The following is a 17,398-nucleotide window of genomic DNA, read 5'->3' as shown; positions in this document are numbered from 1 at the left end:
CCACGCGGTCAGAAACTCTGCATCGTCTCCCGGTAGCCGAGGAAATCCTTGCGTCGTTGCTCGATGCGGCTGGCCATGGCGTAGTCGCCACTCCGTTTGGCGACATCCTCGGCGGAGTCGATCTGACGGATGGCGGTATCGATGCGACCCTCGAGCTGGAGCTGTTCGGCGCGAGCCAGCTGGCCCCAGGCATCACGGCCGGTGCGGCCGGCCGCCTCGGACAGCAGGCCGAATACGTTGGGGTCCTCCGGATACTGCTCGCTCATGTCTCGCAGCACGTCGAACGCCTGCGCCGGCGCCGTCTGCACCAGCGCCTCCGCCTGCACCCACTGCGCCGGGTAGTAGCTGGGAGAGAGCCGCAGGATGCGTCGTGCTCGCGCCAGCGCGTCCTCATGGCGCCCGGCGTCATAGGCGACCTGGGCGGCGGTGGCGGGGATCATCGAAAGGTCGGGATAATCGCCGGCAAGCTCGTCGAGCGTCTTCAGCGCCGCGTCGGGACGCGCCTGCTCTGCATCGGTGAGCGCTCGAAGGTAACTGACGGCAGCCGCTGGCGGATCGTCCTGCTCGAGTATGGTCATCGCCTGGGTCGGGTTATCCCGGTTGAGCATCAGCAGGGCTCGCCCGCGGATCATGGCGTAGGTCGGGTCGTCCCGGTGGGGCGGAGAGGGCAACTGGTCGGCACGGGCCTGGGTGTCGCTGATCCGCGATTCGGTGACCGGGTGGGTCAGCAGGAATTCGGGGGGATTGCCGCCCTGAAGCGCGGCAAGTTTCTGCAGCGTGCGGAACATCTCCGGCATCGCCTGCGGGTCGTATCCGGCCTTGGCCATGGCGCTGAGGCCGACGCGATCGGCCTCCTGTTCGAACCGGCGGGAGTAGGCGAGCTGATCCTGCATGAACGCCGCCTGGGAGCCCATCATCGCGGCGATACCCGCGCCACCACCGCCGCCAGCCGCGAAGATCATCCCGGCCAGCATGGCCGCCATGGTCGGCAACTGCGTCTCCTCGACCCGCTCCATGCGCCGGGCGTAATGGCGCTGGGCCAGGTGGCCCAGCTCGTGCGCCAGCACCGAGGCGAATTCATCCTCGTCGGGCGCGGTGGCGAACAGGCCGGCGTTGACCCCGACCACGCCGCCCGGCACGGCGAACGCGTTCAGCAGGCGGCTGTCGACCATCGTTACCACGAGATTCTCGTTGACCCCGCTGTAGGGCACCAGCTTGGCCAGCATCGACCGCACATAGGTCTGCGTGATCGGGTCCTGCCACGGGTCGGTCTGGGCGCGAAATTGACGCAGCCAGGCCCGTCCCAGACGATATTCGTCGTTGGACGTGACGGCAGCGCTGGTACTGCCGAGATCCGGGAGCTGATAGCCTTGCTGGGCGTGCGTGAGCGGCATGGTGCCGGCCAGCCCCGCGGCGAGCAGTGAAACGGCCAGCAGGCGCCGCTGGAATGATGTCAGTCGTTGACGGTTCATGCTGACGATCTCGTTCCTCATTCAGGCTGAAGCCGGGGTGGCCGATGGTGGTCTGCGCTATCATGCGTTCGACCGCGGCTTGTGGCAGACGTTGCCTAGAAAATCCGGGCGTTGCAACAGCCGTCATGCCGGGCTTGTCGCGCTAGCGGGCCTCTTTCCAATCAACCTGGGGTGTGTCATGTCTCAACAGCCGGATCGTCGACTGGATGCCTCCGGTCTGAACTGCCCGTTGCCGCTGCTGAAAGCCAAGCAGGCGCTGGCGGACATGCAGGCCGGGCAATTGCTCGAAGTGATCGCGACGGATGCCGGTTCGTGGCGGGATTTCGAAAGTTTCGTCGAGCATAGCCGACATACGTTGGTCGGGCGCGAAGAGAATTCGGGTGTGTATCACTACTGGCTGCGTAAAGCCGATGGAGAGGCGCGAGCATGAGTTTGAAGGGCATCCTGCGTAACTGGTTCGAGCGATATCTGTCCGACGAAGAGGCCATCGTGCTGCTGGCGCTGCTGATCGGCGGTTTTGCCATCGTCATTTGGTTCGGCGGCGCGCTGGCCCCATTCTTTACCGCGTTGGTGGTCGCCTTCCTGCTGCAGGGCGTGGTGGCCTGGCTGGAACGCCGGGGGCTGCCGCGGCTGCTGGCGGTGGGGCTGGTCTTCCTGCTGTTCGTGGGCGCGCTGCTGGCGTTGGCGCTGATCGTGATGCCGCTGGTCTGGAACCAACTGGTCGAACTGGTGAGGGAGGCCCCCAACATGTTCGCCAGCAGCCAGCGCTGGCTGGGCGAAATGCAGGCCAGATACCCCACGATCGTCACCCCGGACCAGGTCCAGGGCTGGATCGCCACGGCCGGTCACCAGGCGTCGCAGCTTGGCCAGCGTGCGCTGACCCTCTCGCTCGCCTCGCTGGGCAGTCTGATGGCGCTGATCATCTATCTGGTGCTGGTGCCGATCCTGGTCTTCTTCATGCTCAAGGATCGCGAGCGGCTGGTCGCCTTTCTGCTTTCGCTGCTGCCGCGCCAGCGCACCCTGATGACCCGTGTATGGCAGGAGATGGACGACCAGATCGCCAACTACGTGCGTGGCAAGACCATCGAGATCATCATCGTCGGCAGTGTCGCCTTCATCACCTTCTGGGCCTTCGGGCTGCCCTATGCGGCGCTGCTCGGTCTGATGGTGGGGCTGTCGGTGCTGGTGCCCTACATCGGCGCCGCGGTGGCCACGCTACCGGTCGCTGCGGTAGCGGGCTTTCACTTCGGCATGGGCGAGCAGTTCTTCTACGTACTGCTGGCCTACGCCATCCTGCAGGCGCTGGATGGCAACGTGCTGGTGCCGATCCTGTTCTCGGAAGCGGTCGACCTGCATCCGGTCTCGATCATCCTGGCGGTGCTGTTCTTCGGCGGGCTGTGGGGCTTCTGGGGCATCTTCTTCGCCATCCCCCTGGCAACCCTGATCAAGGCGCTGGTGCAGGCCTGGCCACGAGGGGAGTCGGACCAGGCCGTGATCACGGAAGAGAGCTGACCGCCGTCATGGGTGTGTTCAGCCGTTCAGTTCCCGCGCCGCCTCCAGCACCTCGTCGACGTGGCCGGGAACCTTGACCCCGCGCCACTCGCGGGCGAGCTTGCCATCGGCGTCGATCAGGAAGGTGCTGCGCTCGACGCCCAGGTGCTCCTTGCCGTACATCTTCTTGAGCTTGATCACGTCGAACTGGCGGCAGACCGCCTCGTCGCGATCCGAGATCAGCTCGAACGGGAAATCCTGCTTGGCCTTGAAGTTCTCGTGGGACTTGAGACCGTCCCGCGAGACGCCGAAGACGACCGTGTTGGCGGCCTCGAACTCGCCGATCCTGTCGCGGAAGTCGCCACCCTCCGTGGTGCATCCGGGCGTGCTGTCCTTGGGATAGAAGTAGATCACCACCTGTTTGCCACGATAGTCGCCAAGCCGAAAGGGCGTGTCGCCGGTCGCTTCGGCGGAGAAGTCTTCTACGGGTTGTCCAACGCTGAGAGTCATGAGGCGCTCCGAAACCGGGAAGTGAATGGCGAACGATAGCCGATCCTGACGGTCAATGCTCGGGAGCCGAGGCCTTGCGGATCTCCGGCAGTCGCGCCGATCGCGGCGACTGCCGGCCTGGCGGCTGTACACGCTGAGGCTGCCTGAGTACCATCTGGGGGGCGTGAAATCGCGCCTGGGCAGGCGCCACGACCGCATCGACTTCATGTCTGACGTGCTGGAGCCCGAAATCGGGAAGCGTTGGCCTGGCCCGCGCAGGGCCCGCCAGCGGTTCCGGTGTCGGGTTTCATCCGGCCGGCAACTCGGTTTTCGGCCGTTCGATATCGATTGGACAAGGCGGCCGGCCGCCCATCCGGTCACAGTAGAGAGAGCTGCAAGATGATCACAGGCAGTATCGTTGCCATGGCGACGCCGATGAAAGCCGGTGGCGAGATCGATTGGGAGGCGCTGCGCCGCCTGGTCAACTTCCATCTCGAACACGGCACGGACGCCATCGTCGCCGCCGGTACCACCGGCGAGCCGACCACGATGTCGTTTGCCGAGCATTTCGACGTCATCCGCACGGTGGTCGAAGAGGTCAACGGCCGGATCCCCGTCATCGCCGGCACGGGAGCCAACAACACCGCGGAAGCGGTCGAGCTGGCTCGCTACGCCAGTGAAGTGGGCGCCGACTGCTGTCTTTCGGTGGCGCCCTATTACAACAAGCCGACCCAGGAAGGCTTGTATCAGCATTTCAAGGCGGTCGCCGAGGCGAGCGAGCTGCCGATCATTCTCTACAACGTTCCCGGACGGACCTGTTCCGATATCTACAACGAGACGGTTTTCCGGCTGGCGGAGCTAGAGCGGATCATCGGCCTGAAGGATGCCACCGGCAACCTGGAGCGTGCCGAGGAGCTGATCGACCGCCTCGAGGGCAGCGGCTTCGCTCTCTACTCCGGCGACGATGCCACCGCCTGCGATTTCATGCTGATGGGCGGCCATGGCGACATTTCGGTCACCGCCAACGTCGCGCCGAAGTCGATGCACGATCTCTGCGTCGCGGCGACCAGCGGCCAGCGTGAAAAGGCGCACCAGATCAACGCGCGCCTGGCACCGCTGCACACGGCGCTGGGGATCGAATCCAATCCGATTCCGGTCAAGTGGGCACTCAATCGCATGGGATATGCCGAGACCGGCATCCGGCTGCCGCTGACCTGGCTTTCCGAGCGCTATCACGGCAACGTCGGCGAGGCGCTGCAGCTCGCCAATATCGAAACGAATTGAAATCTGCCGACGTGGTTCGAATCGCCAACCAGCCCATTGCTTCAAACAAAGGTGGATGCATGAAGCCCATCCTCAAATGGATGCCTCTGATGTTGTGCTCGTCGCTGGCCCTGTCCGGCTGCGGACTTTTCCAGGACGGTTACTATTACGACCGCAATGCCGAGTATCAGACGGCGGAGATGGCCAAGCCGCTGGAGCTGCCGGCTTCGCGCAATCAGGTGCGTTACCAGGATTCGATGCCCGTGCCCCAGGCCGACAGCGACTTCTCCACGCCGGACGCCGTCGACGATGCACCTCGTCCGCAGCCGCTGGCATCGGGACAGAGCGACGAGCAGCCCTATGCCGAGCTGCGCCAGGCCGGTAGCGAGCATTGGCTTCTGGTCGATGCCGCGCCGGCCAGCGTGTGGCCTCGGCTGCAGGGCTTCGCCGTCGATCACGGCGTCAACCCGACGGCGATCAATGCCGCTAGCGGTCGCATCGAGACGGCGCAGGGCAGTGTGAGTCTGCGCCAGGGTCTTCGTAGCGGCACCAGTGAGGTCCGCTGCGACATCGGCGGCAGCGCCCAGTGCCTGAGCTCGATCAAGGCCTATCTGGACAGCAACCACACCGCGGATAGCGGCGTCTCGCTGGCCGCCCAGCCGCTCGATCAGAGCGAGCGCGTGAAGCTGCGCAATCGCGGTGGCAACTGGGAGCTCGACCTGGCGCTGGATGGCGAGCGCGCCTGGTCCGAACTCTACTATCAGTTGCAGAATGGCTTCGACAAAAACCGCCTGACGGTGACCGACCAGAACCGAAGCGCAGGCCAGTTCTTCATCGACTACCTGCCGCTGGATGCCGATGACGGTGGCTGGTTCAGTTGGTTCGGCAGCGACCCGCAGCCCAGCCACTATCGTCTCCAGCTCGACTCGAACGCCGGCAACAGCGTGGTGACGGTGGCCGGCGCCGATGGTCAGCCGATCGAGCCGGCCGCGGCCCGGGAGCTGCTGGATGCGATTGCGTCCACGCTGCGGTGATGTCACTGCCGTCGATGCCCGGCCAGCGCGCTCTACCGGGTGGGGCCTCCGAACCGGGGCTCAGCTTCGCCTCGCTGGGCAGCGGTAGCAAGGGCAACGCGACCCTGGTCAGCGACGGCGAGACCCTGGTACTGGTGGACTGCGGATTTGGCGTGCGCGAGGCGGAGAAACGCCTCGCCCGTTTCGGTGTCCATCCGCGCCAGCTGGCCGCCATACTGGTCACTCACGAGCACAGCGACCATATCACCGGGGTCGGCGCGTTGGCGCGTCGCCATCAGTTGCCGGTCTATCTCAGTGCCGGCAGCTGGCTCTCCGGCAAGCTCGGCGACGTACCCTGCCATCAGCTTCTGGTGCCGCAGGCACGCTTCGCCATCGGCGGGCTCGAGATCGACCCGGTCACCGTGCCCCACGATGCCCGCGAGCCGATCCAGTTCTGCTTTCGCGCCCACGGTCGCCGCCTCGGCGTGCTGACCGATCTCGGTCACCCGACATCCCATGTGGTCGACGCCTTCAGCGGCTGCGATGCGCTGTTCCTGGAGTGCAATCACGATCCGCGGATGCTGGCCGAGGGGCCTTACCCGCCGCATCTCAAGCGACGGGTCGCCGGTCGCTGGGGGCATCTGGCCAACGCCCAGGCGTCGGACCTGTTGCGGCGGCTGGGACTCGACCGGCTGCAGCGGATTGTCTGCTCGCACCTGTCGGCGCAAAATAACCACCCCGAGCGGGTACTGGAGGCGCTGGTGCCATTGCTCGACGGCGATGAATCGCGTCTGCTGGTCTCGACCCAGGATCGGGGTATCGACTGGCAGCAGGTGGCGTGACCTTGGCTCCCGCCCACCCCGTCGCCACATCACGCTACACACCCTCTTCATGAACCTGCTGCCCTACGGGGCCGCGACGGAGACAGCTCCATGCAAAAACGCGATCTTCTCTACGCCGGCAAGGCCAAGTCGGTCTACCTGAGCGACGACCCGCAGCGGCTCGTCCTGCACTTCCGCGACGATACCAGCGCCTTCGACGGCAAGAAGAAAGAGGCGCTCGAGCGCAAGGGAATGGTCAACAACAAGTTCAACGCGTTCATCATGGAGAAACTCCAGGCGGCCGGCATCCCCACCCATTTCGAGCAGTTGCTGTCGGATACCGAGTGCGTGGTCAAGAAGATGGAGATGATCCCGGTGGAGTGCGTGGTGCGTAACCTGGCTGCCGGTGGTCTGGTGCGCCGTCTCGGCGTCGAGGAGGGTATCGCCCTGAACCCGCCGACCTTCGAGCTGTTTCTGAAGAACGACGAGAAGGGCGATCCGATGATCAACGAGTCGCTGGCGGAGACGTTCGGTTGGGCGACGCCCGAGCAGCTGGCGACCATGAAGTCGCTGACGTTCCGAGTCAACGATGTGCTCAAGCAGCTGTTTCTCGACGGTGGCATGCTGCTGGTGGACTACAAGCTCGAGTTCGGTCTCTTCGAGGGCGAGATCGTGCTGGGCGACGAGTTTTCGCCGGACGGTTGCCGACTGTGGGATGCCGAGACGCGCGAGAAGCTGGACAAGGATCGCTTCCGCCAGGGCCTCGGCGGTGTGATCGAGGCCTACGAAGAGGTGGGGCGCCGTCTGGGCATGACATTCGATTGAGCCTTCGCCTGCCGTTTGATCGACGAAGCCCCGGCGTCACCACGCCGGGGCTTCGTCGTGTCGGGCGCGTGATGCCGGTGCGCCTTGGCGGGAGAGCGACGCCTCGGGGGCGTCGCCGGGATCAGTCGAGGCGCTCGGCGCCGGTGATCGTGATCGGGGTCCTGGGCACGTCGGCGTGCGGTCCCTGGCGTCCGGTAGGCGCTTCGGCGATCTTGTCGACCACGTCCATGCCGGACACGACATGACCGAACACCGTGTAGCCCGGGTTGTAGAGGTCGCGATAATTCAGCGCACTGTTGTCGACCAGGTTGATGAAGAACTGGCTGGTGGCGGAATCCGGATTGGCGGTGCGCGCCATGGCGATGGTGCCGCGGGTGTTGTCGAGACCGCTCTTCTCCAGTGCGATCGGCGGGTGAGTCTGTTTGGGCTCGAGGTCTGCCGTCATGCCGCCGCCCTGGATCATGAAATCCTGCATGACACGGTGAAAGACCGTGCCTGCATAGAAGTCCTCGTCGACGTAGCGCAGGAAGTTCTCCACCGTCTTGGGCGCTGCCTGGGCGTCGAGTTCCACCTCGATGGGGCCCTGGCTCGTCTCCAGGCGCACATGGGGATGATCGGCATCGGCGAGCGCCGGCAGCGAGAACAGGGGCAGGGCGGACAGGCACAGCGGGATCAGCGACTTTCGCATCGAAGGCACTCCAGTCTTTCATCGAAGCTCGCCAGCCTAGCCGCATCTGGGCAGGCTTGCCAGCGCCGGCCGGGGCGTCCACACCGCCAACGGACCAATGACGAGGTGAACCATGACACGCCATGAGACCGACCGACTGGTCCTGAGGAAGCCGGATAGCGCCGATGGACCGCGACTGTTCGCGATCTACGGCGATCCCGAGACCCACCGCTTCAATCCGGCCGGCCCCCATACCGACGCCGCCGTATCGATGGCGGTGCTGAGTGGGTGGCTCGACCACTGGCAGCGCCACGGCTTCGGGATATGGGCCATCGAGGAGAAGGCGAATCCGGGCGGCGTCATCGGCTTTGGCGGCCTGGGCTGGACGAAAGAGGCGGGATGGGGCTGGATTCTCAACCTGGGATATCGCTTCTCCCCCGCTGCGTGGGGCAAGGGGTATGCCACCGAGATGGGCCAGGGTGCGATCGACTATGCGGCCGAGCGACTGGCGGTGGACAGGGTGCACGGCCTGGTTCGTCCGCAACACGCGAAGTCGGTTCGGGTCCTGCACAAGCTGGGCTTCCGCGACGTCGGCACGCTGGAAGACACGCCGGGCGAGCCGGCCAGCCTGGTGCTCGAGCGACTGCTGCGCTGAGCCAGTCAGCGCGGCTCGATCGCCGCTACCCGAATTTCGGTGTCGCCGTCGCGCTCGTCGACCAGAAAGCGAACGTTGACGTCGCGCAGCAGAACGCCATAGGGCTTCGAGGCGCCCTGCCGGGCCGTGGCGCTGCCGTGGTAGGCGGGGCGCGGATCCTGCGCCAGTACCTCCTCGATCAGCCGAGCCAGCGACTCGCCGTCGGCGTGCCGACGAAGTGCTTCGCCGGCAGCAGCATCGAAGACGACGCGGCAGCGGGGCGGCGAGGCGGGCGCGAAACCGGCATTGGCGTCGGGGCGGGACTCCGCCCAAGGGAGGTACGGCTTGATGTCGAGGATCGGGGTGGCATCGCATAGATCGTGCCCCCGCAGGTGCAGCTTGACCCGGCTCTCGTGCCCGGCCAGACGCGAACCGGCGATCGGCGAGCGAGCTCGCGAAGGGCGCGGGCTGCACTCCACCTCGACCAGTTCAACCAGCGACTGACCAAGCCGATTGGGACGGTGAGTGCTTCGACTGGCGAACACGCCGACACGACGATTGCCGCCCAGCCGCGGTGGCCGAACCCGTGGCTTCCACGTCAGCGGGCTGCGATCGAAGAGGAACGTCAGCCAGAGATGGCTCATCGCCTCGACGCCCTCGACGGCAAGTGGGTCGTCGAAAGGCGGCGCCAGATAGAGAATCGCCCGCGCCGACGGCGCCAGCCCGGGTTGCCGGGGGACTCCGAACTTGTCGGGATAGTCGCTGGCCACGTGACCGATCGCCTCCAGCGTGAAGGTGTCATCGGGAGAAGGGGGGCCAAGGCGAGACGCTGGTGTCATCGAATCACGCTTCTCAGGGTGAAATTGGGTATTGGTGCCATACTACAGTGACGTCAGGGCTGTCGACGTATCCTCGCGAGCCGCGTTGCGGTGCCGGTGCGGCCGTGGATGAAACGTCGAGAGCCCCTAAGCTCACCGGGCACGAGAGTTAAGGCTCCCATGATACCAAGGAGAGGTGTTGGATGAGTTTCTTGTACGTGTATCACGAGGCGGACGGTGATCAGCCGCTACTGAGCAGCCACGATGCCTATCGTATCTCTCTCGAACTCAGCTCCATCGAGGTCTATTTCGATCGGCGCGAGTTGACGGAGCTACCGGTCGGTGTCGATCGTAGCCAGCTCATGGTGCTGAACAACGATGCGGCGGAGGAGATCCAGCAGCTCAGCGGCCGCCGTTACTGCGACCTGCGCGGCATGAGCCCGCAATATCCCGACCTCGAGCTTAGGCGGGAGTTGTTGTGCACCGAGTCGGCGAGCGATGAGGAGGCCTGGCATCTGTTTTTGAGGGGGCAGGCGATCTTCTATTTTCACCTCGACCATCGGGTGTATGTCGTCGGCTGCGAACGGGGTGATCTGATCTCGGTGCCGGCAGGGCTGCCGCACTGGTTGGATATCGGCCCGGAGCCCGATTTCCTGGTGCTGACGATGTGCAATGTCCCGTCCCATGACGTGATCGCGACGGCGAGCGATATCGCTCTCCGGTTTCCACGCTTCGAGACGTTGGTCGACGCTGTAACGGCTTGAGACGGCTGCCATGCCGTCCCCGATGGCAGGAGAGAGATCGCCATGCTCGAACGAATCCGCTTTCGCCAGGCCCTGCCCAGAGACGCCTCGGATCAGGCCGAGGTCTTTCACCATGCGATCATGGAGGGGGCCGCGGGCCACTACACGCTGGCCCAGCGCGAGGCCTGGGCCAGCTCGCTGCCGCGCACCGCGGAGGCGTGGGCGGCACGTCAGGTCCTCTATCCGACGCTGGTCGCCGAGTGTGATGGCCACTGCATCGGCTTCTGCGAGCGCGATGCCACGGCTGGCCGCATCGAGACGCTCTATGTCTGGCCATCGGTTGCCCGCCAGGGGATAGGCGCACGCCTATTGGCGCTGTCCATCAAGGCGGTGCGGGAATCAGGCATCGCTGAGGTGTCGATCGAAGCCAGCCTGATGCTGGCGTCTTCGCTCTCCGGGCGCGGCTGGGAGACCCTCGGCGAGGAGTGGGTCGAGCGCCGTGGCGAACGGCTGCCGAGGGTGGGAATGCGTCTTCCGCCCGAGTCGTCCGGCGAATAGCGGGGTTTTCGTGATGGCGGCCCTGGTCGGGATTCCCTTGCCGCGGAAAATTCGGTAGAGTCGCTTCCATAATGAAAGTGACCGATGATAGTTCACCCCTCTGCCCGGTAGCCCGCGCGCTGACGTGCGTCGGCGACAGCTGGACCCTGTTGATCCTGCGCGACGCCATGCAGGGCGCGCGTCGCTTCGACGAGTTCCAGCGCGGCCTGGGTATCGCTTCCAGCATGCTGACGCGACGGCTGGAGCGCATGGTCTCCAACGAACTGCTCGAGAAACGCTGCTATCAGCGGCATCCGCCGCGTTACGAGTATCACCTGACGGCCAAGGGCAACGATCTCGCTCCGGTCATCCTGACACTCTACCGCTGGGGCGAGCAGCATCTGCCGATCGAGGCCGATGGTTTTCGGCTCGTCGATCGACGGACCCAGGGCCCTGTCGAACCAATCCTCTACGACCGATGCCACGATCGACCACTGTCGCCCGGGAACGTGTGTCTGGCCCCGGGGCCCGATGCCGATCCGGCGGTCCATGCCCGTGTCGAACGTATGCGCAACGCCCTCGAACGAGGCGATTTTCCCGACTCGCAGCCAGTGGCGGCTCGCGCCGACTGCCGGGCCGCCATGGCGGCGAGTGACTCGATCAATGAATGAAAGGACATCGTCATGCGACGTATCGTAGTGACCGGTATGGGGCTTCTCACGCCATTGGGTTGTGGCGTCGAAACGGTATGGCAGCGTCTGCTGTCAGGCGCTTCCGGTCTGCGCAAGCTGCCGGCGGAAGTCGTCGAGGGGCTGGCGGCCGGCGTCGGCGGGCCGGTGCCGACGATCGCCGAGGACAGCGCGGGGTTCGACCCCGACGCCACCATGGACCCGAAGGAGCGGCGCAAGATGGACCGCTTCATCCAGATGGCCGTCGCGGCGGCGGAAGAGGCGCTGGCCCAGGCCAACTGGTATCCGAAGACGGAAGCGGAACAGGAGCGCACCGCGACCCTGATCGGCTCGGGCATCGGCGGCTTCCCGGCGATTGCCGATGCCGTGCGTACCACCGACAGCCGTGGCCCCCGCCGCTTGTCGCCGTTCACGATTCCTTCGTTTCTGGCCAACCTGGCTTGCGGCCAGGTGTCGATTCGCCATGGCTTCAAGGGCCCGCTCGGGGCCCCGGTGACCGCCTGCGCCGCCGGCCTGCAGGCGATCGGCGACGCTGCGCGGATGATTCACGTAGGCGAAGCCGATGTCGCGCTCTGCGGCGGCAGTGAAGCCTGTATCGATCGTGTCAGCCTCGGTGGCTTCGCCGCCGCCAAGGCGCTGTCGAGCCATTTCAACGACACCCCCGAGCAGGCTTCCCGCCCCTTCGATCAGGCGCGGGACGGCTTCGTCATGGGCGAGGGTGCCGGGCTGATCGTGATCGAGACGCTCGAGCACGCGCTGGCGCGTGGTGCCACGCCGATCGCGGAGCTGGTCGGCTATGGCACCACGTCCGACGCCTACCACATGACCGCCGGTCCGGAGGACGGCTCTGGCGCGGCACGGGCGATGAAGATTGCGCTGCGCCAGGCCGGGCTGGAAGCGAGCGATATCCAGCACCTCAACGCCCACGCCACCTCGACCCCGGTGGGCGATCGTGGGGAATTGGCGGCGATCCATGGCCTGTTCGGCGATCACTCGCCGGCGATCAGCGCCACCAAGGCGACCACGGGCCACCTGCTGGGTGCTGCCGGCGGGGTGGAGGCGATCTTCACCGTGATGGCGCTCCACGACCAGGTGGCACCGCTGACCCGCAACTACACCGATCCCGACCCGATGGCAGCGGATCTGGACGTGGTTCACGGCGAGTCGCGCAAGATGCCGATGGAGCATGCGATCTGTAACGGCTTCGGATTTGGTGGGGTGAACGCCAGCGCTATCTTCAAGCGCTACGAGGGCTGAAACGGGCAGCGTGGCTACGAGCTACGAGCTACGAGCTACGAGCTACGAGCTACGAGCTACGAGCTACGAGCTACGAGCTACGAAGAAAGCCAGCGACAGATGTCGCTGGCTTTCTGCTTTACGGCAAACCGCGGCTCGCGGCTTCAGGCCATGGTATCGACGATGCCGCCTTCCACTCGCATTGCGGCGCCGGTAGTGGCGCTGGCCTGGGGCGAGGCGAGGTAGACACTGAGATTGGCGACTTCCTCGACTTCGGCCACGCGCTGGATGATCGACGACGGGCGGTTCTCCTTGACGAAGTTGGCTTCCGCCTCGGCCTCGCTGATGCCCTGCTGGCGGGCGATATCGGCGATCATCTTGCCCACGCCTTCCGATTTGGTCGGTCCGGGAAGCACGGCGTTGACGGTGACCTGGGTGCCGGCGAGCACCTTGGCCAGACCTCTTGAGATCGACTGCACCGCGCTCTTGGTCATGCCGTAGTGGACCATCTCGGCGGGGATGTTGAGCGCGGATTCGCTCGACAGGAACTGGATACGCCCCCAGTCGCGCTCTTTCATTCCCTTGGCGTAGTGGCGCGACAGCCGCACCGCGCTCATCACGTTGACGTCGAAGAACTGCTGCCACTCCTCATCCGGGATCTCGAAGAAATCCTTGGGCCCGAAGATGCCGACGTTGTTGATCAGGATGTCGCAGGAGGGCTTCTGATCGATGAGTGTGCGGCAACCCTCGGCCGTTCCCAGGTCCGCCGCGACCCCGTCCACGGTTGCGTCCGGGCGCTTGCGCTCGAGCTGGGCGATGGCGTCGTCGACCCGCGTCTGGGTTCGCCCGGTGATGGTGACGGCCGCACCGGCGCCGGCCAGTCCCTCGGCGATGGCCAGCCCGATGCCGGCGGTGGAGCCGGTGACGATGGCGGTCTTGCCTGTCAGATCGATTTTCATCAGGTCTCTCCTTTTTCCTGCGCTGTGGTCTGCGTTTCGCGCGAGTCCCGCCTTCTCGAGAGCGAGGGTGATGGCTCCGACGAAAGTCGCGGGGGTACACTTCGACATCGGGGCATTGGCAGCGAACACAACCCCGTGGGGTCTTTCAGCGTAGGACGCTTTTCGCAATTCGCCGTCCCATTGCTGAAAGCCGCCTGACTGCCGCCTCCTTATACTCAACTGAAACAACCCTAAGGAAACGCTGAATAGATCGACGAGCAGGATGAAGCGCAAGACGCACGGAGCGCAGGAGCCGCAGCCTATGGGGTATAGGTGAGGATTCCGAGCACCGCGCAACGCAGCGATTCGCCTGCGCAGGCATTTATGCAGTGCTTCTCTAAACCTCCAGGGAGAGAGACATGGCCGCGAGCCCGACACGTGACGATTTCGACCACTACATGACCCCCAACTATTCGCCGCAGCAGTCGATTCCGGTGCGCGGCGAAGGTAGCCGGCTGTGGGATCAGGCGGGCAAGGAGTACATCGATTTCGCCGGCGGTATTGCGGTCAATGCGCTGGGGCATTGCCATCCGGCGCTGGTCGGCGCGCTGACCGAGCAGGCCAACAAGCTGTGGCATCTCTCCAACGTCTACACCAACGAGCCAGCACTGGCGCTGGCCAAGCAGATGGTCGAGCGGACCTTCGCCGACAAGGCGTACTTCTGCTCTTCCGGCGGTGAAGCCAACGAAGCGGCGTTCAAGCTGGCACGGCGCTGGGCGTTCGACAACTTCGGCGAGCGCAAGCACAAGATCATCTCGTTCAAGCAGGCGTTCCACGGCCGCACACTGTTCACCGTCAGCGTCGGCGGTCAGCCCAAGTACTCCGAGGGCTTCGGTCCGATCCCGGGGGGCATCGTGCATGCCGAGTTCAACGATCTCGACAGCGTGCGCGCGCTGATCGACGACGATACCTGCGCCATCGTGGTCGAGCCGATCCAGGGCGAGGGCGGCGTGACGCCGGCGACGCCTGAGTTCATGCGCGGTCTGCGCGAGCTTTGCGACCAGCATCAGGCGCTACTGGTCCTCGACGAGGTGCAGTCCGGCGTCGGCCGCAGCGGCAAGCTCTACGCCTATATGCACTACGGCGTGACGCCGGACATTCTGACCACGGCCAAGGCGCTGGGCGGCGGTTTCCCGATCGGCGCCATGCTGACCACCGATCGGGTGGCGCCATCGCTGGCGGTGGGCACCCATGGTTCCACCTACGGCGGTAACGCGCTGGCCTGCGCGGTGGGTCTGGCAGCGCTGACCACCATCGATACGCCGGAGGTGCTGGCTGGCGTCGAGCGTCGCCATCAGCTCTTCCGCGAGCATCTCGAGGTGATCAATCGCAAATACGGCGTGTTCAAGGAGATCCGCGGCATGGGGCTGCTGATCGGCGCGGAGATGAGCGACGAATTCGAGGGTCGCGCGCGGGACATCCTGCCGCTGGCCATCGAACAGAGCCTGATGGTGCTGGTCGCCGGCCCCAACGTGCTGCGCATGGCGCCGTCACTGGTGATCCCGGAGGCGGATATCCAGGAGGGCATGGCGCGTCTCGAGATTGCCATCGGGCAACTCGTCGAGCCGTCATGATCGATGCCGACGTGGTTTCAGGTGCGATGGAGCAGGCCGCGTCGCGTGGCGTCGGCCACCTGCTGGTTCGCCCGGCCCGGCCGGGCGATCTGGCCGCGATCGAGCGGCTTGCCGGCGGTTCTACCCCCAGGCTGACCAACCTGCCTGCCCATCGCGACCGGCTGGAGGAGCGAATCGCCCGCTCGAGCCGCGCACTCTCCCATAACGTCGATTTTCCCGGCGACGAGCTCTACACCTTCGTGCTCGAGGATCGGGATCTGGGCGAGATCGTCGGTACCGCCAGCATTCGGGCCCAGGCGGGAGCGCAGGACGCCTATTACACCTACCGCCAGGAAACCCTGATCCACGCCTCGCAGCAGCTCAACCTGCGCCATGAAGTGCAGACGCTGTCGCTCTCCCACGAGATGTCGGAAGTGTCGCTGCTGTGTGCGCTATCGCTGGACGCGCGCTACCGCGGCACCAGTGCGGCAACCCTGCTGCGACGGGCCCGGCTGATGTTCATCGCCCAGTATCCCGAGCGCTTCGCGGAAACGCTGGGCGTCGCTTTTCCGGGCTATCTGGACGAGGAGGGCGGATCGCCGTTCTGGAACAGTGTCGGCCGCCACTTCTTCGAGCAGGGCTACCACGAGATCAACCTGCTGGCGGGCGTGCGCTCCAAGAGCTTCATTGCCGAGGTGATGCCGCAGTTTCCGCTCTACCTGCCGCTGCTGACGCCGCAGGCCCGGGCCGCGATCGGCCGCGAGCACCCGGCCCACGAGCAGGCGTTGCAGGAGATGCTGGCCGAAGGCTTCGTACGGTCGCGGCATGTCGATATCTTCGACGCGGGGCCGGTGGTCAGGGGAGAGCGCCAGCGACTGCATACGCTGACCCACTGTGGCTGGCACCCGGTACGGATCCGCCCGGCCGCCTCGCTGCCGGACGCGGAGCCGGCGATGGTGGCCAACCAGCAGTTGGCGGACTTCCGCTGCACCGTGGCGCGCTACGCGCTCACCCCGACCGGCCAACTGCTGCTATCCGAGGAGCAGGCGGCCCTGCTTGACGTCGAGGAGGGGCGTGCGGTACTGGTCGCGCCGCTGGCGTTACCCGATGTCGAAGACGCGTTGGACGAGGGAGAACTGTAATGCGCCTGCGACCCATTGGGCACCACGATATCGACGAGCTGCAGGCACTGGCCCAGGAGACCGGGGTCGGTTTCACCTCGCTGCCCAACAGCCGAGAATTCCTGGCCGCCAAGATCGCCAACGCGGTGGCGGCTTTCGAGGGCCGTGTCCCCGAGTCGGAGCGGCTCTATTTCTTCGTGCTCGAGGATGAGCAGAACGGCGAGCTGGCCGGATGCTGCGCGATCGAGGCCGAGGTTGGCCGCGAGACACCGTTCTATCACTACCGTGTCGGCAAGCTGGCCCACTCGTCGGTTCAGCTCGACCTGCATCGCACCATCGACACGCTGTTTCTGAGTTCGGATCATACCGGCGACGCCGAGGTGGCCTCGCTGTTCCTGCGCCCAGCCTATCGCCGCGATCGCAACGGCACGCTGCTCTCCAAGGCGCGCTGGCTGTTCATGGCGGAGTTCCGCGAATGTTTTCCGGCCAAAGTGCTGGCGGAAATGCGCGGCGTATTCAGCCCCGACGGCGTCAGCCCGTTCTGGGAGAGCCTCGGCAGCCACTTCTTCCCGATGGAGTTCAAGCAGGCCGACCAACTCACCGGCCTGGGTCAGAAGAGCTTCATCGGCGAACTGATGCCGAAGTACCCGATCTACACGCCGTTTCTGCCGCAGGCAGCGCGAGAGTGCATCGGCCAGGTCCACGAGCATACCCGCCCCGCGCTGGAGATGCTCAAGAAGGAGGGGCTGCGCTGGGAAGGCTACATCGACATCTTCGACGGCGGCCCCACGGTCGAGGCCTATATCGACGACGTTCGTGCCATTCGTCACTCCTCCTGCGTCACGGTGGAAGTCGGCGGTGACTCTCTCGCCCAGTCCGAACGCCCCGGTTGGCTGGCTGCGACCACCGGCATGAGTGACTTCCGCTGCAGCTGGATCGGGCGTGGACCCAGCGAGGACCGGGTGATCACGCTCACCGCCGCGGAAGCGGAGCGGCTGAGCGTGACCAGTGGCGATGCGCTGCGGGTG

General features: G+C 65.4%; 19 protein-coding genes. 14 read left to right on the top strand and 5 right to left on the bottom strand.

All coding sequences use genetic code 11. The features are described 5' to 3' along the window. Positions 1-8: 8 nt before the first annotated feature. Positions 9-1,472, bottom strand: a complete 1,464-nt coding sequence (locus DOM56_RS05770) for a M48 family metalloprotease (protein WP_110707917.1) — start codon at positions 1,470-1,472, stop codon at positions 9-11. On the opposite strand from DOM56_RS05770, the gene DOM56_RS20080 reads away from it, so the two are divergent. Next, positions 1,471-1,902, top strand: coding sequence for a sulfurtransferase TusA family protein (locus DOM56_RS20080; protein ID WP_348627100.1), 432 nt, complete (start codon positions 1,471-1,473; stop codon positions 1,900-1,902). The two genes, DOM56_RS05770 and DOM56_RS20080, sit on opposite strands and share 2 nt — an antisense overlap. Further along, complete coding sequence (locus DOM56_RS05760) at positions 1,899-2,984, top strand: AI-2E family transporter (RefSeq protein WP_110707916.1); 1,086 nt, start codon at positions 1,899-1,901, stop codon at positions 2,982-2,984. The genes DOM56_RS20080 and DOM56_RS05760 overlap by 4 nt, the downstream gene beginning before the upstream one ends. 18 nt (positions 2,985-3,002) lie before the next feature. On the opposite strand, the gene DOM56_RS05755 is transcribed toward DOM56_RS05760, so the two are convergent. Then, entirely contained in the window at positions 3,003-3,473 is a 471-nt protein-coding gene (locus tag DOM56_RS05755) for a peroxiredoxin (protein WP_110707915.1), read from the bottom strand. Between the two features lie 378 nt (positions 3,474-3,851). Between DOM56_RS05755 and dapA the strand changes: the two genes are divergently transcribed. The 4 genes from dapA (at position 3,852) to purC (ending at position 7,374) form a co-directional block, all read left to right on the top strand. Next, a complete protein-coding gene (gene dapA, locus DOM56_RS05750) occupies positions 3,852-4,736 on the top strand; it encodes a 4-hydroxy-tetrahydrodipicolinate synthase (RefSeq protein WP_110707914.1) in 885 nt (294 codons plus the stop codon). A gap of 59 nt (positions 4,737-4,795) precedes the next feature. After that, a complete protein-coding gene (gene bamC, locus DOM56_RS05745) occupies positions 4,796-5,749 on the top strand; it encodes an outer membrane protein assembly factor BamC (protein ID WP_110707913.1) in 954 nt (317 codons plus the stop codon). Continuing rightward, positions 5,749-6,570, top strand: coding sequence for an MBL fold metallo-hydrolase (locus DOM56_RS05740; protein WP_232822191.1), 822 nt, complete (start codon positions 5,749-5,751; stop codon positions 6,568-6,570). The genes bamC and DOM56_RS05740 overlap by 1 nt, the downstream gene beginning before the upstream one ends. 90 nt (positions 6,571-6,660) lie before the next feature. Beyond that, complete coding sequence (gene purC / locus DOM56_RS05735; RefSeq protein WP_110597997.1) at positions 6,661-7,374, top strand: phosphoribosylaminoimidazolesuccinocarboxamide synthase; 714 nt, start codon at positions 6,661-6,663, stop codon at positions 7,372-7,374. A gap of 121 nt (positions 7,375-7,495) precedes the next feature. Here purC and DOM56_RS05730 read toward each other — a convergent pair whose 3' ends face one another. Beyond that, the gene (locus tag DOM56_RS05730) at positions 7,496-8,062 is read right to left on the bottom strand and encodes a peptidylprolyl isomerase (protein WP_110707912.1); all 567 of its coding nucleotides are present in this window, start codon (positions 8,060-8,062) and stop codon (positions 7,496-7,498) included. A 112-nt stretch (positions 8,063-8,174) separates the two neighbouring features. Here DOM56_RS05730 and DOM56_RS05725 point away from each other — a divergent pair, with 112 nt between their 5' ends. Continuing rightward, positions 8,175-8,696 (top strand): GNAT family N-acetyltransferase, encoded by a 522-nt coding sequence (locus DOM56_RS05725; RefSeq protein WP_110707911.1) that lies wholly within the window; start codon positions 8,175-8,177, stop codon positions 8,694-8,696. 5 nt (positions 8,697-8,701) lie between these two features. Here DOM56_RS05725 and tsaA read toward each other — a convergent pair whose 3' ends face one another. Then, positions 8,702-9,514 (bottom strand): tRNA (N6-threonylcarbamoyladenosine(37)-N6)-methyltransferase TrmO, encoded by an 813-nt coding sequence (tsaA, locus tag DOM56_RS05720; RefSeq protein WP_110707910.1) that lies wholly within the window; start codon positions 9,512-9,514, stop codon positions 8,702-8,704. Positions 9,515-9,696: 182 nt separating this feature from the next. Between tsaA and DOM56_RS05715 the strand changes: the two genes are divergently transcribed. From DOM56_RS05715 to fabF, 4 genes are all read left to right on the top strand, one after another. Further along, positions 9,697-10,257: a cupin gene (locus DOM56_RS05715; RefSeq protein WP_110707909.1), complete on the top strand. Its 561-nt coding sequence runs from the start codon at positions 9,697-9,699 to the stop codon at positions 10,255-10,257. A 42-nt stretch (positions 10,258-10,299) separates the two neighbouring features. Beyond that, the gene (locus tag DOM56_RS05710) at positions 10,300-10,794 is read left to right on the top strand and encodes a GNAT family N-acetyltransferase (protein WP_110707908.1); all 495 of its coding nucleotides are present in this window, start codon (positions 10,300-10,302) and stop codon (positions 10,792-10,794) included. A gap of 71 nt (positions 10,795-10,865) precedes the next feature. Beyond that, a complete protein-coding gene (locus tag DOM56_RS05705) occupies positions 10,866-11,444 on the top strand; it encodes a helix-turn-helix domain-containing protein (protein ID WP_110707907.1) in 579 nt (192 codons plus the stop codon). Between the two features lie 12 nt (positions 11,445-11,456). Further along, positions 11,457-12,719 carry a beta-ketoacyl-ACP synthase II gene (gene fabF / locus DOM56_RS05700; protein WP_110707906.1) on the top strand — a complete coding sequence of 421 codons (1,263 nt, stop codon included), beginning with the start codon at positions 11,457-11,459 and terminating at the stop codon, positions 12,717-12,719. Between the two features lie 143 nt (positions 12,720-12,862). On the opposite strand, the gene DOM56_RS05695 is transcribed toward fabF, so the two are convergent. Next, positions 12,863-13,657 carry an SDR family oxidoreductase gene (locus DOM56_RS05695; RefSeq protein WP_110707905.1) on the bottom strand — a complete coding sequence of 265 codons (795 nt, stop codon included), beginning with the start codon at positions 13,655-13,657 and terminating at the stop codon, positions 12,863-12,865. Between the two features lie 398 nt (positions 13,658-14,055). Here DOM56_RS05695 and DOM56_RS05690 point away from each other — a divergent pair, with 398 nt between their 5' ends. The 3 genes from DOM56_RS05690 to astA all read left to right on the top strand — a co-directional run. Beyond that, positions 14,056-15,270 (top strand): aspartate aminotransferase family protein, encoded by a 1,215-nt coding sequence (locus DOM56_RS05690; RefSeq protein WP_110707904.1) that lies wholly within the window; start codon positions 14,056-14,058, stop codon positions 15,268-15,270. Between the two features lie 26 nt (positions 15,271-15,296). Further along, entirely contained in the window at positions 15,297-16,391 is a 1,095-nt protein-coding gene (locus tag DOM56_RS05685) for an arginine N-succinyltransferase (protein ID WP_110708057.1), read from the top strand. Next, positions 16,391-17,398 (top strand): arginine N-succinyltransferase (gene astA, locus DOM56_RS05680; RefSeq protein ID WP_110707903.1); only part of this gene is annotated, 1,008 nt, incomplete at its 3' end. The genes DOM56_RS05685 and astA, both read left to right, overlap by 1 nt.

The organism is Salinicola sp. CR57 (genome assembly GCF_003206585.1).
Taxonomy (GTDB): Bacteria; Pseudomonadota; Gammaproteobacteria; order Pseudomonadales; family Halomonadaceae; genus Salinicola; species Salinicola lusitanus.
Note: the sequence above shows the minus strand (reverse complement) of the source record. Positions and strands in the feature narration are given on the sequence as shown.

What these genes read in the sequence shown, in the direction of transcription:
- DOM56_RS20080 (WP_348627100.1), top strand. Translation starts at nt 1,471, where the DNA reads ATGCTGACGATCTCGTTCCTCATTCAGGCTGAAGCCGGGGTGGCCGAT.
- DOM56_RS05770 (WP_110707917.1), bottom strand. Translation starts at nt 1,472, where the DNA reads ATGAACCGTCAACGACTGACATCATTCCAGCGGCGCCTGCTGGCCGTT.
- DOM56_RS05760 (WP_110707916.1), top strand. Translation starts at nt 1,899, where the DNA reads ATGAGTTTGAAGGGCATCCTGCGTAACTGGTTCGAGCGATATCTGTCC.
- DOM56_RS05755 (WP_110707915.1), bottom strand. Translation starts at nt 3,473, where the DNA reads ATGACTCTCAGCGTTGGACAACCCGTAGAAGACTTCTCCGCCGAAGCG.
- dapA (WP_110707914.1), top strand. Translation starts at nt 3,852, where the DNA reads ATGATCACAGGCAGTATCGTTGCCATGGCGACGCCGATGAAAGCCGGT.
- bamC (WP_110707913.1), top strand. Translation starts at nt 4,796, where the DNA reads ATGAAGCCCATCCTCAAATGGATGCCTCTGATGTTGTGCTCGTCGCTG.
- DOM56_RS05740 (WP_232822191.1), top strand. Translation starts at nt 5,749, where the DNA reads ATGTCACTGCCGTCGATGCCCGGCCAGCGCGCTCTACCGGGTGGGGCC.
- purC (WP_110597997.1), top strand. Translation starts at nt 6,661, where the DNA reads ATGCAAAAACGCGATCTTCTCTACGCCGGCAAGGCCAAGTCGGTCTAC.
- DOM56_RS05730 (WP_110707912.1), bottom strand. Translation starts at nt 8,062, where the DNA reads ATGCGAAAGTCGCTGATCCCGCTGTGCCTGTCCGCCCTGCCCCTGTTC.
- DOM56_RS05725 (WP_110707911.1), top strand. Translation starts at nt 8,175, where the DNA reads ATGACACGCCATGAGACCGACCGACTGGTCCTGAGGAAGCCGGATAGC.
- tsaA (WP_110707910.1), bottom strand. Translation starts at nt 9,514, where the DNA reads ATGACACCAGCGTCTCGCCTTGGCCCCCCTTCTCCCGATGACACCTTC.
- DOM56_RS05715 (WP_110707909.1), top strand. Translation starts at nt 9,697, where the DNA reads ATGAGTTTCTTGTACGTGTATCACGAGGCGGACGGTGATCAGCCGCTA.
- DOM56_RS05710 (WP_110707908.1), top strand. Translation starts at nt 10,300, where the DNA reads ATGCTCGAACGAATCCGCTTTCGCCAGGCCCTGCCCAGAGACGCCTCG.
- DOM56_RS05705 (WP_110707907.1), top strand. Translation starts at nt 10,866, where the DNA reads ATGAAAGTGACCGATGATAGTTCACCCCTCTGCCCGGTAGCCCGCGCG.
- fabF (WP_110707906.1), top strand. Translation starts at nt 11,457, where the DNA reads ATGCGACGTATCGTAGTGACCGGTATGGGGCTTCTCACGCCATTGGGT.
- DOM56_RS05695 (WP_110707905.1), bottom strand. Translation starts at nt 13,657, where the DNA reads ATGAAAATCGATCTGACAGGCAAGACCGCCATCGTCACCGGCTCCACC.
- DOM56_RS05690 (WP_110707904.1), top strand. Translation starts at nt 14,056, where the DNA reads ATGGCCGCGAGCCCGACACGTGACGATTTCGACCACTACATGACCCCC.
- DOM56_RS05685 (WP_110708057.1), top strand. Translation starts at nt 15,297, where the DNA reads ATGGAGCAGGCCGCGTCGCGTGGCGTCGGCCACCTGCTGGTTCGCCCG.